10 protein-coding genes are annotated in these 14,686 nt (G+C 71.2%); 3 read left to right on the top strand and 7 right to left on the bottom strand.

Features of this window, described 5'->3' with window-relative positions; all coding sequences use genetic code 11:
* Nucleotides 1-15: 15 nt before the first annotated feature.
* The gene (locus ACFQUV_RS04840; protein ID WP_129611434.1) at nt 16-2,367 is read right to left on the bottom strand and encodes a NosR/NirI family protein; all 2,352 of its coding nucleotides are present in this window, start codon (nt 2,365-2,367) and stop codon (nt 16-18) included.
* Nucleotides 2,368-2,882: 515 nt separating this feature from the next.
* Between ACFQUV_RS04840 and ACFQUV_RS04835 the strand changes: the two genes are divergently transcribed.
* Nucleotides 2,883-3,758, top strand: a complete 876-nt coding sequence (locus tag ACFQUV_RS04835) for a ferritin family protein (RefSeq protein WP_129611433.1) — start codon at nt 2,883-2,885, stop codon at nt 3,756-3,758.
* A 160-nt stretch (nt 3,759-3,918) separates the two neighbouring features.
* On the opposite strand, the gene ACFQUV_RS04830 is transcribed toward ACFQUV_RS04835, so the two are convergent.
* Nucleotides 3,919-4,416, bottom strand: coding sequence for a ferritin-like domain-containing protein (locus ACFQUV_RS04830; RefSeq protein WP_111388772.1), 498 nt, complete (start codon nt 4,414-4,416; stop codon nt 3,919-3,921).
* A gap of 223 nt (nt 4,417-4,639) precedes the next feature.
* Here ACFQUV_RS04830 and ACFQUV_RS04825 point away from each other — a divergent pair, with 223 nt between their 5' ends.
* Together ACFQUV_RS04825 and ACFQUV_RS04820 are read left to right on the top strand one after the other, a co-directional pair.
* On the top strand, nt 4,640-5,668 hold the full coding sequence (locus ACFQUV_RS04825; protein WP_129611392.1) for a DUF2865 domain-containing protein: 1,029 nt from the start codon (nt 4,640-4,642) through the stop codon (nt 5,666-5,668).
* Between the two features lie 68 nt (nt 5,669-5,736).
* Entirely contained in the window at nt 5,737-6,714 is a 978-nt protein-coding gene (locus ACFQUV_RS04820) for an alpha/beta hydrolase (protein ID WP_207211604.1), read from the top strand.
* Between the two features lie 133 nt (nt 6,715-6,847).
* Here the strand turns inward: ACFQUV_RS04820 and ACFQUV_RS04815 are convergent, their stop codons facing one another.
* The 5 genes from ACFQUV_RS04815 to ACFQUV_RS04795 all read right to left on the bottom strand — a co-directional run bounded on the left by ACFQUV_RS04815 (nt 6,848) and on the right by ACFQUV_RS04795 (nt 14,213).
* The gene (locus tag ACFQUV_RS04815) at nt 6,848-7,285 is read right to left on the bottom strand and encodes a GlsB/YeaQ/YmgE family stress response membrane protein (protein WP_129611391.1); all 438 of its coding nucleotides are present in this window, start codon (nt 7,283-7,285) and stop codon (nt 6,848-6,850) included.
* A gap of 227 nt (nt 7,286-7,512) precedes the next feature.
* A complete protein-coding gene (locus ACFQUV_RS04810) occupies nt 7,513-8,544 on the bottom strand; it encodes a histone deacetylase family protein (protein ID WP_129611390.1) in 1,032 nt (343 codons plus the stop codon).
* Nucleotides 8,545-8,676: 132 nt separating this feature from the next.
* Nucleotides 8,677-9,414: a 4'-phosphopantetheinyl transferase gene (locus ACFQUV_RS04805; RefSeq protein WP_129611389.1), complete on the bottom strand. Its 738-nt coding sequence runs from the start codon at nt 9,412-9,414 to the stop codon at nt 8,677-8,679.
* Nucleotides 9,414-9,923 (bottom strand): GNAT family N-acetyltransferase, encoded by a 510-nt coding sequence (locus ACFQUV_RS04800; protein ID WP_129611388.1) that lies wholly within the window; start codon nt 9,921-9,923, stop codon nt 9,414-9,416. Before ACFQUV_RS04800 ends, ACFQUV_RS04805 begins: the two co-directional genes overlap by 1 nt.
* Before the next feature lie 120 nt (nt 9,924-10,043).
* On the bottom strand, nt 10,044-14,213 hold the full coding sequence (locus ACFQUV_RS04795; RefSeq protein ID WP_129611387.1) for a Pls/PosA family non-ribosomal peptide synthetase: 4,170 nt from the start codon (nt 14,211-14,213) through the stop codon (nt 10,044-10,046).
* Between the last annotated feature and the right edge of the window lie 473 nt (nt 14,214-14,686).

Genomic DNA, 14,686 nt, shown 5'->3' with positions numbered 1-14,686 from the left:
TGGCGTGGGCAAATGTCAGTCTGCGGTCGAGGCCGGCACCGGAACGGTGCGGCCGCCGGCCGTGATCACCGGCGGGGTCGGTCCCTTGCCGCCCCGCATGGACGGCGAGGTCAGCGCCTCGCGCCGCTCGCGCTTCAGCCGCACCTGGATCATGTGCGGGCAGCGCTGGTCGTCGAAATAGAGTTCCTGACAGTGCATGCAGTAGATGCACTCGTTGACGTTGATATGTCCTTCCGGATGAATCGACTGCACCGGGCACTCGACCGCGCAGCGGTGGCACGGCGAGCCGCATTCGGGCCACCGGCGCAGCCATTCGAAGGTGCGCAGCCGCCCCGGAATCGCCAACGCGGCGCCGAGCGGGCACAGATAGCGGCAGAAGAACCGCTCGACGAACAGCCCGGCCACCAGCAGCGCCACGGCAAAGAGCACGAACGGCCAGTCGCGCACGAACTTGAGCACGATGGCGGTCTTGAACGGCTCCACCTCGGCCAGCTTCTCGGCCAGCGCCACCGAATGCAGCGACACGCCGAACAGGCCGAGGAAGATGATGTACTTGATCGGCCACAGCCGCTCGTGCAGGCCCCATGGGACGCGGATCTGAGGAATGCGCAACCACTTCGCGATCGTGTTGGTCAGCTCCTGGAGAGCGCCGAACGGGCACAGCCAGCCACAGAACGGGCCGCGCCCCCAGAACAGCAGCGACGCCGCCACGGCCGACCACAGAATGAAGATCAGCGGCGCCGTGAGGAAGTACTCCCACGAGAAGCCGGTCATCAGTGCGTTGGTGAACGTCAGGATATTGACCACCGAGAGCTGGGCGTTGGCATACCAACCGAGCCAGACCAGGGTGAACAGCAGGAAGGCGCGACGCACCCAGGTGTAGACCACCGGCCGGCGCACCAGCGCGTTCTGGAAGAAGAAGATGCCGGTGAGCACCAGCAGGGCGGCGAGCGTGATGGCGGTGGACGCCATGTCGCGCTGCCACATCTTTTTCCAGAAGGGCTCGTCGTGATCGGCCGGGTCGACGTCGGTCGCGGCCGGCGCCACAGCGTCGGGTGCCGTGGCGCGCTGTGCAGGCGTGCCGGACGCCTGCGGCGGGGCCGATGTCGCGGCCGCTGCGGGCGGCGGCGCGGCGGTCCGCTCGCGTCGCACATAGGTGGCGGGCAGCGTGTAGCCGAGATCGAGAGAGAGAAACGCCTTGTCGCGCGCGCCGATCTCCCGCTGCACCAGGAGCTGGAGCTGCCACGGCTCGGTCGGATCGAAATCCATGTCGGCCGGCACGACGAAGACCCCGATCTCCCGCAGCTCCGGTGCGCCGGCCGCCTCGATGGCACCGATGCGCTCGTGGTTGCGATCACGGAATCGCGCCGAGGCTCCGTCCTGGACGATCTGGATGCGGTCGAATACGCCGCCCCGCACATAGCCGGAACCCTTGAACGAATATATCCCGTCACCGGCGATCAGCAGCGCGTGCTGGCCGGGCGCGAGCCGGCGCTGGAGCTGCGCCCATCCGGCCTCACCGAGCAGGCTCGCCCCGATGGTCGGCACGCTCACCAGCGCGGCATAGAGATCGATGAAGGTCTCGTCCGCGGCACCCGGCTCCGGGTTGGCGGCGGCGCCGGTGTTGCCGGTTCGCACGAAGGCGGCGTTGATGTCGCCGACCGAAACATGGAGGCGGCGCACGGAGCCGTCCCCCACCAGGCTGTCCCAGTCGCGCACCTCCTTCCGATCGGCATCGATGGTGCGGATCTCGGGTGCCTGCTGGGCTGCCGCGGTCGCGGCCGGCGTAGCGCCGAGCCGGCCGCTGCGCACCAGCTTGACGGCCGAGCGGACGACACTGTCGGCCATCACCAGCACCGTAACGGTCGCGCCACTGACGATGTCGGGCTGGGGTGCCTTCGCCTTCCCGCCGGCGATCAGACCGACCTTGGTGCCGATCAGCTTGTTGACGGCCTCGACGACCTTCTTCTCCGGCACGCCGATCAGCACGATCGGCTCCTTGTGCTCCACCAGCGCGAGCCCTGTCACCACGGCGTCACGGTCGAGACCGACCAGCATGTCGATGGGCTTGCCCGAATAGCCGATCGAGCTGCTGAAGTCGGAATTCAGATAGACGTGGCCGACCATCCGATCGCCCGCATAGGCCGGCACGATCGGCGGTTCGCCGATCGGCGCGCCGAAACGATCGGCGTCAGGCACGAGCTGCTGCGGTGTTACCTTGGCGAGAAACTCGGTGATACGCGACGGCGGCCCAGCCGCCGCGGCTTCGCCGATGGACGCCACCACGAACGACAGGGCGACGAGGACCACAACGACGAGACCAAGAACACGGTGACCGAACGATCGGAAGCGAACGAAGTCAGGCATCCTGCTCAGATGTTGAAGTGCGGTGCGATCGACGCGCCCGCGGCCGCGAGAGTACCGGATGCTCCGGTGCACGATGTCCGACGAGTCGGTGTCGGCCACTCGACAATCAGGATACTCCGCTGTCAACGGAGTCACGGTTGTCCGCACCCGACACGCGCGAGATTCCGGCAGGTACATACCGTCCGAGAATAATCGTCCCAAACTCGTGATGATCGCTCGCGTGCAGACGGCACGACAGTACCGGAGATACTGCGCGCTGGCGGGATCGAGACATGCATCGGAACGGGCGGGCTCCTGTTCGTCCGGAACGACCTCGGTGGGTGGCCTGACCATGGCGGCGGCCCGTGCGGGTCTCGTTGCGCGATCGCAAACAAGCGCACGAACGGTGTTTAGGTGCAGCCGCACCGCCGGCGCGGCGACGTACGCTGACGACATCAGCTAAGGCATGAACCTCGGCGTCGCAGCGAACGAAGTCCCGCTGTCGCCGTGCCGCGGTCCGAAACCGGAGACCACGCATGACCCGCGTCGAGGCGATCCCACCTGCACCGCTCCGCTCGCTGGCGGAGCTGTTCGCCGTCGCGGACGCCATGGAGCGGGACGCCGTCGCCTATTATGCGGCGATGGCCTCCGCCATGCACGCCCGCGACGACCGCGAGCTCGCGCGGGTGTTCGAGCGCCTCGCCGACATCGAGCGCGGCCATGTCGCCGAGATCGGAGCCTGGCGTCGCAGCGATCTCGGCGACACCGCCATGAACGCCGAGCCACCATGGCCGCTGCCCGACATCTTCGACGCGCCGGCCGCCGAGGCGGCGCGCTCGCGTCTGATCACGCCTTATGCGGCGCTGGCCGCGGCGGTGCGTCAGGAGGAACGCGCCTTCGCGTTCTGGGCCTATGTGGCCGCGCAGGCGCCCGCCCGCGAGGTGCGCGACGCCGCCGAGCGGATGGCCCACGAGGAGCTCGAGCATGTGTCGCTGCTTCGTCAGGAGCGGCGGCGCGCCTTTCATGCCGAGCGTGGAGAGCATGGTCGACCGCTGGTGATCGGCTTGGCCGATCTCGCCGCCCGGGAGCGGAAGCTGGCGGCGCAGCTCGCCGCGGCGGCCGATCCGGCGCTGCGACTCGCCATCGATCGCGTCGTCGGGCCACGGCCCGACGCGGCGCATCGTCTCGAAGCCCTCGCGGCCGATCACGGCGACCTGCCGCTCGCAGTGGCGCCGCTCGGCCCGGCCGCGACCGATGCCGACGACCTGATCGCGACGGCCGAGTTCCTGGTCGAGACCTATCTGGCCGCCGCCGAGCAGGCACGCGACGAGGCGGTCCTCGGTGTCTTGCAGGATCTCGCAGCCGTCGCCGTGGCACGCCTGGCGATCCTGCAAGGTGGCGAGCCCGCCTGACGGAAGCAGACCCCATCCAACGGGATCGGGCTCCGCTCTAAAAGTCCCTGCATGATCGCATTTTTCGACCGCGACCCGGGCTGCGCGCCAGGCGTCCTCGAGCGGTTCGGCCCCGGCGCGATCGTGCGGCACGCGCCCGCGCCGCACGACCGGCGGATCGTCACGCCGCGGTCGACTCGCGCGCCAGATAGGCGAGCGTCACGTTGCTCACATGAGCGTCGATCCACGCCGCCATGTCCTCTTCCTCCTTCAACGACTGGCGCAGCAGCGCGGCCGCATCGACGCCGGCGCGCTCGGACAACGTGATCAGCGACTTGTAGGCGGCGATCTCGTAGTGCTCGAAGGCGTTGTTGGCGAAGGTGTTCTTCAGGATCTCGTCGCCCGCCATGGCGTGCCCCAGGGCGGCCATGTTGCCCATGAAGGAGAGCGTCGCGTCCTTGAGGGTCGAGGCCGAGGCGTCGCACGCCTCCAGGCAACGATCGAGGCGGTCGATCTGCCGGCGGGTCTCGTCGAGATGCTGACGCAGACGCGCCTGCACCTCGGGATAGTCGGTGGTGCGCTCGATCTGGCGCTCCATCAGCTCCTCGGCCTGGCGTTCCATCGCGTGGGCGTTGCGCAGTCCGGTGACGAACAGGTCGCGGGCGGTTTGCGGCGTCATGGCAGTCTCCAGTGATCGTGGCTGTGGTGAAGCGGGCTGGTCCGGGTGTGCCTCGCCCGTGGATCAACCGTCGGAGTCGGCCGCCGTTCCGGCGGCGGTGACCGCGGGCGACGGCCCTTGAGGCACCACCAGGGAACCAGCTCGACGTCATGCGGTTGCCGCAACGACGGCACGACGCCGTGTCGGTCTCCCTCCCCGTCCCCCGCGCGCCCCGAGGTCCCCCATGCTGGTCCGCATCGTCCTGGCTCTCGGCGTCATGTCGGTCGTCGGCCTCGCCGTCACAGCGCCGAGCGCCCACGACGCCCTCGACTTCTGGCGTGACGAATGGGCGCGCCGAGCGCCCGCGATGCCCGGCGCCGTGCCGCCCGCCCCGCCGCAGGTCGATCCCTGGGGCGCGCCGCCCACCGCCATCACGGTCACGCCGCGCCGCGACGGCAGCCAGGGCCGGCGGTCGAGCAGCCGCGCCTCCGGCGGCGGCCGGGCCTATTGCGTGCGCACCTGCGACGGCTTCTATGTGCCGCTCGACAGCGCCCTCGGTACCACCGAGGCGCGGCGCGCCTGCGAGAGCCTGTGCCCCGGCACCCAGACGGCGATCTATCGCGGCGGCGACGACGGCCCCGACGGGATCGGCGAGGCGACCACCGACGGCGGCCGCCGCTACGGCGCGCTGGCCACCGCGTTCGCCTATCGCACCGCCGGCGCTCCCACCTGCGGCTGCGGGGCACGGCCGGCCGGCGGACTGGCGCAGCTCCGCCGCGATCCGACGCTGGTGCGTGGCGACATCGTGGTGACCGAGGCCGGGGTCCACGTCTTCACCGGCCGCGGCCGTCCACCCCACGATGTCCGGGATTTCACGCCCTATCGACAGGCGCGGCGGCTGCCGGCCGGGCTGACGGCCTATCTGAGCGAGATCGACCGCGCCTATGCGAACGCCCCCGCCCGCCTCGCCCGCGTCGGCGCCGGCTCCGACCGCAGCGCCGCGAGCCGCGTGGAGGAAACCCGCTCCGACAGCCGGGCCGAGCGGCGCGCCGCGCGCCGGGCCGAGCGGGAGGCAAGGCGGGAGGCGAGACGAGCCGAGCGAGAGGCACGCCGGGCCGAGCGCCGGCTGGCCGCCGAGCCGGCCCGTGCGGAACAGCGCAGCATTCGCGGCGAAAACCCGGGCACGGACGGGCCGGCCGTGGACGCCGCGCAGGTGCCGCCCGCCGTCGAGACCGTGCCGGCCATGACGGTCGGCCGGGGTGGCCCGCCCTGAGCGGGGCGCCGCCCGGGTCTGCGGCCGGCCCTCTTGATCCAGCCGCCGCCGTGCCGCGTAGTTTCCGCATGACCGATGCCGATGCGACCGCCGATACTGTCGAGCCGCTGTCGCGGCGGGCCGCGTCGGCGGAACCTCCCTCGTGGATGGCCCGGCGCGGCCTCGGCTGGTCGCCGGCCGGTGCCGCCAACCTGCTCACCGGATTCGGCGGCTTCTCGGCCGTGCAGGGGCTGCGCTACGGCGACGGCCCGCGCCATACCCTCGATGTCTACGCGCCGCCGCGGGCAGCGGGCGCCGCCGTGGTGGTCTTCTTCTACGGCGGCAGCTGGCAGAGCGGCGCCAAAGAGATCTACCGCTTCGTCGCGGCTCCGCTGGCGCGGCGCGGCCATGTGGTGGTGGTGCCGGACTATCGCGTTCACCCGCAGGCGCGCTTTCCCGAGTTCCTGGAGGACGGCGCCGCCGCGGTGGCGTGGGCGGCCGCGCAGGCGCGGCGCTTCGGCGCCGACCCGCGCCGCCTGGTGCTGATGGGGCATTCGGCCGGCGCCCATATCGCCGCCATGCTGGCGACCGAGCGGCGCTGGCTCGCCGCCGTCGGCCTTGGTCCGGAGCATGACCTTGCCGGGTTGGTCGGCCTCGCCGGCCCGTACGACTTCGGTCCCCTCCGCGATCCCGTCCTGGTCGAGATCTTCGGCGGGCCCCACCGGCCCGAGACCTATCCGATCAATCACGTCCGCGGCGGCGAGCCGCCGGCCCTGCTGCTGACGGGCGCCCGCGATCGCACCGTCCATCCGGGCAACACGGCCCGCTTCGCGGCGCGCCTGCGGGCGGCCGGCGGCGACGTCCGTGCGACCGTCTATCCGCGACCCGGGCATGTCGGGCTGATCGGCGCATTCGTGCGCCCGTTCCGGGGCTTGGCGCCCGTGCTGGCGGATGTCGATGCCTTCGTGCGCAGCCGACCGCCGGCGGACAAGCGCGGATCGACGTCGGGGCCGACCACCGATCCAGCCGCCATCGCTTCATCCGCAACGGCGAACCGGCGAGCATGACGGCGATCACTGAGGCGCCGCCGGCGTGACATCAAGCGCCGCCGGCGTGACGCGAGGTCGCGCCGGCGTAGTTTCGATGGTCGGGCTTGCCTCCAGTGCGCTCCAGGCGGAGCGCACGAGGGACAGCGGCGGCTCAGCGTCCCTGCCGCGGCTCCGGCCGCTCCGGCCGCACGGCCGGCACAGGGGCCGCCGCGGCGGCCTGGCGCAGAGCCGACCGGAACGCCGGCTTCGCTGCGGCCGGCTTGGCGGCCGGTTTGGCGGCCGCCGGCTTGGTGGACGGCGTGGGTACGGGCTTGCCGGCCGACGCGCCGCGGCCGAAACCGCTCTGCGACACCCGGGCGATGGCCAGGAGCACGATGGCGCCGGCCGCCGCGTGGATGACGGTGCCACCAATGCCCGGCATCAGGGCGACACCGAACCGACGGGCCGCCAGCACGCCGGCGATCGCCCCGACGATGCCGACGATCGCGTCGCCGGAGAGACCGAAACCTTTGCCGGTGGCGAAGCGATCGGCGATCCAGCCCGCGGCCGCCCCCACCACCACGATGATGAACAACATGGAGATCGACATAGTCATCAACTCCCGAATAGAGATGCAATCGATCACGTCGCCTCGGCGGGCGACCAAGCCTCGCGCCGCTTCACGCGAAAGAGAGCGAAGCGGCCGCCACCTCGGTGGCGACCACACCATACCACCAATGCGATCGGTTCGGCATGGCGGCCGCGGCGCCGCACGCGGCGCAACGACGCGGTGCGGGCCGGCAAGGGTGTGGCGCGAGCCGCGCGGGCGGCCCCGCCTCACGCGGCGTCCAGAAACCCCCGCAGCACCGCTACCACGTTGAGACCGATCGCCTCGACCGCGTAGCCGCCCTCCATCACCAGCAGGGTCGGCCGGCGCAGACCGGCGAGGCGGCGGCCGAGCGCCGCGAAGTCGGGCGTATCGAGCCGGAAGCGCGAGATCGGATCGCCCTTGTAGGCGTCGACGCCGAGCGAGACGACGACGGCCTCCGCCCCGAAGGCGGCGATGCGGCCGAGCGCGTGGTCGAGCGCCTCCGCATAGGTGTCCCAGCCGGTCCCGAACGGCAGCGGATAGTTGGCGGTGGCGCCCTCGCCGGCCCCGCTGCCGGTCTCGTCGGCGAAGCCGAGGAAATACGGATACTCCTGCTTCGGATCGGCATGCAGCGACACGAACAGCACATCACCGCGATCGTAGAAGATCTCCTGGGTGCCGTTGCCGTGATGGTAGTCGACATCGAGCACGGCGACCCGGGCGGCACCGCGGTCGCGCAGCGCCTGGGCGGCGATTGCGGCGTTGTTGAAGAAGCAGTAGCCGCCATAGTGGGCGCGCCCCGCATGGTGGCCGGGCGGACGGCCGAGCGCGAAGGCGCAGGGCGCGCCGTCGGCGAGCCGATGGGCGCCGGTGAGCGCCACGTCGGCGGCCACCCCGGCCGCCCGGAAGGTGCCGGCGGTGATCGGCGTGCCGGCGTCGAAGGCGTAGTAGCCGAGCTTGCCGTCGATGTGATCGGGGAGGACGCGCCGCATGTCGGGCGCCAGCCAGGTGAACGGCAGCGCGTCGTGGTCGCCGTGCTCGGCCACCCAGGCGCCCCACGCGGTTTCGAGGAACGCGACGTAGTCGGCTGCGTGCACGCGCCGCACCGGATCGAGCCCGAACCGCTGCGGCGCCTCCACCGGGCCGAGGCCGGCGGCCTCGATGCCGGCCAGCACGAGAGCGGCGCGGCGGGGCGACTCGAAGCAGGGGACGATCTTGCCGTCGTGCAGCTCGGAGCGGCCCTCCTGGAGCGCGTGGTCGGGGCTGTACACGATGATCATCGGGGTCTCCGGCAGAGCGTCGGCGATCGGCCGGCGGCTCGGGCGAGGCGGCGCGCGCCGGCCACGCCGACGTGCTGAGCCCAGCAGGCGACGGGGGCGGCGCAGCGTCTCGGGTGCGCGTGCGAAGGCGGGTCAGCCGGCTCCGGAGCGGCTCGCAGGGCCGTCGTCGGCCGCCGCCGTGTAGGCGAGCGCCACCACATGGGTCGCGCATGCGAACCGCAGGTCGAGCCGGCGGCCATTGGTGACCAGGGCGGTCCGTCCGGCGAGGTCGACGGTGATGTCATGGAAATCGAGAAACAGGCCATCGAGCGGATAGACCGCCTTGTAGACCGCTTCCTTGGCGGCGAACAGCAGGCGCGCCCGCAGCGGCTCGCCGGCCACCACGGGTCGCTCCCGCTCGGTCGCCACCAGCTCCAGCACCTCGTCGGGCAGCGGTGAAGCCGGCTCCACGTCGATGCCGAGCGCGGCGACCGACCGACGCAGCGCCACGGCGGCGACCGCCACCCGCTCGTCGTGGGCGAGCGAGCCGATCAGCCCGGCCGGCCAGGCCGGCGCGCCCGATGCCGTCTTCGGCACGGCACAGCCGCGATGGCCGAATCGCGCCATGAGATCGCGCGCCACCAGCCGGGCGGTGCCGCTCGCCCGCCGCACCGCCACCACCATGGAGGCGATCGAGCGCGCCTCGGCGTCGTCCAGCGCCTGCTCGTCGCCGGCCGCGATCAGCCGGTGCCCCACCGCGATGCCGAGGTCGGGCAGCTCGTCGCCGAGCCGGTCGAGCGCCCGCTCCAGCGCCGCATCGACCCGCACGCCCGCCGCGACCGGGTCGGCAGGCGCCGCAAAGGGGCCGGGATCGGAGCCGAGCGGTTGCATCAGCGCGCCCCTTCGAGCGGGCGGTCGGCGATCACGTCGCCGTCCTCGTCGCGGTCGACCGGCACGAATCCGAGGCTCTCGTACAGCACCCTCGCCGGGTTGTCGGCGGCGTAGCAGATCGACACCGTGGTGATGCCCGGCATCGCCCGGATCTCGTCGATCGCCTTCAGCAGCGCGGCGCGGCCGTAGCCACGGCCCTGGACGCGGCGGTCGATCATGAAGCGGTAGATCGACACGCGGTGGCGCTCCTCCGGGGTGTCGCCCGGCTCGTACATGAGGAAGCCGACGAGCCGCGGGCCGGCATAGATGGCGCGTGGCCGCGCCGCCGGCGTGAAGCTCGCCTCGGCGAGCGAGTAGACATTGCTGGCAAGCAGATGGCGCTGCTCCGGCTCCACCTCGAGAGCGACGACGTCGCGCCAGTTGTCGGCCGTTACGTCGGCGAGCCGGACCTCGACGGGGGAGACGTCGTCACCCGCGGATGCGGCCGGCACGACGAGGTCGCGGGTCATCGGCATCGCCTCCCGGACGATCCATGGACGCCCTCGCCGCCTGCATCCGTCGAAACGCCAGCGGCCGGGACGCGCCCGGCCGCCTCTCGTAACGATCTCAAGGCATCGCGCGGCACGCCCTCACTCCGCCGCGATGCGATAGTGCGGCGCGACCGGCGCCGCCGGCGCGGGCTGCGCAAGAGCCGGCTCGCCATGGCGGCGGCACAGCTTGGCCGGATTGCCGCGCCACGCGGTGTTCGCCTCGACCACCTCGCCCTTCATCAGGAAGGCATCGGCATCGAGCACCACATGATCACCAAGGGTCACGCCGTAGTGCACGAAGGCGGCCGGGCCGAGCGTGCAGCCACGCCCCATGCGGATGTGGTCGGACTTGAACACGCCCTCCTCCAGCGAATGGGCCTGGAGCACGCTGCCCTCGTTGAGGTTGGCGCAGTCGCCGACCTGGGTGAGCGAGCGATCGGTGATCGAGCAACCGGCGTCGTACACCATGCGGCCGACCTTCACGCCCATCAGGCGCAGGATCAGGCTCTTGATCGGCGTGCCGCCGAACAGCTGCACATGCGGCCAGTCGGACAGCTTCCAGTGCCGCTCGTGCGCCCAGAAGGTTGGATCGTAGATGGTGACCATCTCGGGCTTGAGGTCGCGGAAGCCGATCGAGGCGCGCTCCAGGAGGGTGAACCACAGCACCGCGCCGGCCGAGCTGACCGCACCCGCCGCGAACAGCGCCAGCACGCCCCACTCCGGATAGGCCAGCAGGCCGGCCTGCCAGACCATCAGGGAGGCGAACACCAGGAGCCAGCGGGTGGCCAGGAACAGCACCGCCGTGACGGCATTGTAGCGGTTCTTGGCGACGAGGCGGCGGCGACGCTCCTCCGGCGGCAGCGCATCGAGCATCGACTTGTCGCGCTCGACCATGCGGGGGATCTCGAAGGGCGGCGAGCCGAGCAGGCCGACATTCTCGCGCACCGGGCCGTCGATCGGGATCATCACCTTGGTGCCGAGCAGCACGTTGGCGCCGGTGCGGCCGCCGGGCGGATAGCAGATGTTGTTGCCGAGATAGTTGCGGTCGCCGATGCGGGTGGTGCGCAGGCGGAACGCCGAGGCCGACATCTCCACATTGATCATCGACAGGCCGTCCGACACCATGGTGCCGGAGCCGATGTCGCAGAGCAGCGGGTTGTCGTGCTTCTGGTTGGTTCCGATGTTGGAGCCGGTCTGCTCGACCGTGTTCAGGTTCCAGCCGGCGAACCGCATGTAGTGCACGATCGCCGAGGAGTCGCCGAACAGCACGTTGAAGAACGGCACGTTGGTGAGCTTGGCGGTGATGCTCTGCAACCACGCATGGATGCCGAAATTCGTGTAGGTGCGGCCTTCCGTCAGAAGGAACCGGGTGAGGCGCGGCACCGCCCACACGCCGAGAAGGCCGGCCACGATCGAGCCGAAGAACGACACCGCCGAGACCACGAGGACCGTACCGATGCTGCCCCACAGGCCGGCCGCGGCCGCCGCGGAGCCCGCGCCGCCGTGCTGGTCCCACAAGGCGAGCGCGACGATCGGCAGCGGCACCGCCACGGCGAGGACGAGCGCGAGCTGCGCCGCCTCGGCGAGCCCCCGCCGCAGCGTCGAGCACGGCACCGCGTCGACGCGGACGTAGTCGGTGGTCGTCGCCACGGCGGGCGAGCCGTGCCGGCGCTCGCCGTCGGCGATGCGCTGGCCGCTCTGGAGCGAGGAGGCGTGGCCGAGCTGAGTGTCGTTCCCCATCGCGGTGTCGATGTCGAGCACGCTCGCCTCGCCCACGAAGGCGCGGTCGCCGATGGTGACCGGGCCGGTGTGGATGAAGTTCGACTGCGCCCGGTAGCCGAGCAGGATCGAGTCCTTGCGCAGGATGGTGTCGTCGCCGATCGCGATCAGGTCGGTGCACACCGGCACGAAGCGGCACTTCACCATGGTGTTGCGGCCGATCTTGGCGCCGAGCAGCCGCAGATAGAGGTTGTAGATCGGGTGGCCGGCGAACAGCGCCACGGGCGCGTTGCGGATCAGCGTCTTGGCGGCCCAGAAGCGGAAGTAGCGGAGGCTCCAGATCGGAATGCGCTCGGCCCGGAAGCGGCCGACCAAGAGCCACTTGCCGATCACCGACACCGCCGTGAGGCCGACGAAGCTCGCCACCGCGGCGCCGACGGCGCGCAGATAGAGGTCGACCGGCCCGGTCGCCGCATAGGCCCATTCCAGCCCGGTGTCGAACACCCACAGGCCGAGCAGGCTCCAGGCCGCGTAGAACAGCACCTGGAGGGCGCCGCACGAGTAGTAGGAGAGCCGCGAGGGCTGATGGAACGGCTCGGGCGCCGTCGCCGGCTCCGCCTCGGGGGCCGCGTCGCCGAGGCTCTTGGCGAGGCGCGCGATGGTGGGGTTCATGTAGATGTCGCGCATGGAGACGTTCTCCATGCCGCGGTTGCGCCGGATGCGGGCGCAGAAGCGCGCCATCAGCAGCGAGTTGGCGCCGAGATCGTCGAAGAAGTGGTCCTCGGTCGACACCCGCTCGACGGTGAGGATCTCGGCGATCGCCTCGACCAGCAGGCGCTCGTTCTCGGTGCGCGCCGCCACCACCTTGTCGCCGGCCTGGCAGCGCGGCCCGCGCGGCTTCGGCAGGCGCTTGCGGTCGGCCTTGTTGGAGGCCGACATCGGGATCGCGTCCAGCTCCTCCAGATAGGCCGGCACCATGTAGGCGGGCAGCCGACGGCGCAGCGCCTGCACGATGTCGCGGCGCGGCAGCTCGCCGGCGCCGGGCTTCAGCGTGTAGTAGCCGACCAGCTCGACCAGCCCGGGCTCGGGCTCGTAGGTCGACACCGCCGCCTGGGCGATCTGCGGCAGCTCCATCAGCACCGATTCGATCTCGACCAGCTCGATGCGGTAGCCGCGGATCTTCACCTGCGTATCGATGCGGCCGAGATACTCGATCTCGCCGTCCTCGTTGATGCGGGCGAGGTCGCCGGTGCGGTAGATGCGTCCCGAGGCGTTGTTGGGGATCGCCAAAAAGTCCGGAATGAACTTCTGGGCGGTGAGATCCTCGCGGTTGAGATAGCCGCGCGCGACCCCGATGCCGGCGATGCCGAGCTCGCCCAGCTCGCCGCGCGGCAGGGCGCGCGGCTCCGCCGGATCGAGAATGACGATCGCGTAGGTCGGCATCGGCACGCCGATGGTGACCGGCTTCTCGGCGACCAGCTCCGTCACCGTGCAGGTCACGGTGGCCTCGGTCGGCCCATAGGTGTTGAGGATGGTGCGGCCCGCCCGGCTCCAGCGCGTCACCAGGTTCTGCGGGCACGCCTCGCCACCCACCATCAGCAGGCGCAGATGCGGCAGGTCCTTCTCGATGGTGGCCAGCAGCGTCGGGCAGCAGCACATGGCCGTGACCCGCCGATCGTGCAGGAAGTCGGCCAGCTCCTCGCCCACCAGCCCGCCGCCGGCGCGCCCGGGAATCAGCGTGGCGCCGGCCGAGAGCGGCACCCAGGTCTCCTCGATGGAGAAGTCGAACGCGATGGTCATGCCCTGGTAGACGCGGTCGCCCGGCCGGTAGCCGTAGGTCTCCGCCGCCACCCGCACGAAATTGCAGATGCTCGGATGCTCGACCGCGACGCCCTTGGGATTGCCGGTGGTGCCGGACGTGTAGAGCACGTAGCAGAGCGGATCGTCGGACGGCGTCACCTCGTCGGTGCCGACGCGATGGTCGAGCCGCGCATCGATGGCAGGGCGGGCCGCGTCGAGCGCGATCGGTCGGACGTCGAGACTCGCGAGCCGAGCCGCCAGCGCCTCCATGGTGAGGACGGTGCGGACGCCGGCATCCTCGAGGATGTAGCCGACGCGATCGGCCGGGAAGCCGGCGTCGACCGGCACATAGGCGGCTCCTGCCTTGAGGACGGCGAGCAGCGCCACATAGGTCTCGATCGACTTGTCGAACAGCAGGCCGACGCGGTCGCCGGGGCGCACGCCCTCGGCGATCAGATGGCGCGCCACCTGGTTGGCGCGGTGGTCGAGGCCCGCATAGGTGAGCACCACGTCGCCCATCACCACGGCGGCGTGGCCGCCGAAGCGGTCGGCGGCCTCCTCGATCAGGTGGTGCAGCCGCTCGCCCGGCCGCCAGCGCGGCGCCTTGTCGGCGGAGCGGCAGAACAGCACCTCGGCATGGCCCGGCCGATCGTCTGCGCGGCGCTGGACCAGCGCCTGAAGCGCCGCGGTGCCGTCGACCCCGTGGGTCGCTCCGCCGAGGGCGCTGCCGAACTCGATTCGATGGGCCATGATGGTGCTCTGGCTGTGATGTCGCGCGGACAGCAGTGGCGCGGCACGATCGCGTATCGTCGGTCCGAGCAAGCCTGTCCGCCGCGCGAGCGACGGTGCGACCGATCGGCGATGATGGCGAGCCTGCCGGGTCCCCCCGTGAGACCGATGGAGCTGCGAGCTTCGTTCGGCGCGGACCATGGCGCCCGCCACATGAATGCCGGCTGAATGAGGCATGCAGGATCGACAGCGCGCCGCCGGAAGCAGGTCGACAGGTCTCGCGAGGTGACGAGATGGTGACGGAGCGGTGAGAGAAACCGATAGGCTTCGAAGAAGTACTGATGGTGTCAGCCCCGATACTCGCTGCACTGCCGAACATCGACCAGCGATCGACATTAACCGATCGTTTACTCGCAGGAGTGGCGCCGGGTGATCTCCGGCTCGCGCAGCATGCGGGCGACGCGGGCGAGCGCCTTCAGGTGGCCTCGTCCTCC

Source organism: Rhodoplanes sp. P11 (genome assembly GCF_964266735.1).
Taxonomy (GTDB): Bacteria; Pseudomonadota; Alphaproteobacteria; order Rhizobiales; family Xanthobacteraceae; genus Rhodoplanes; species Rhodoplanes serenus.
The sequence above is the reverse complement of the archived record's forward strand: the minus strand, read 5'-3'. Positions and strand labels throughout refer to the sequence as shown.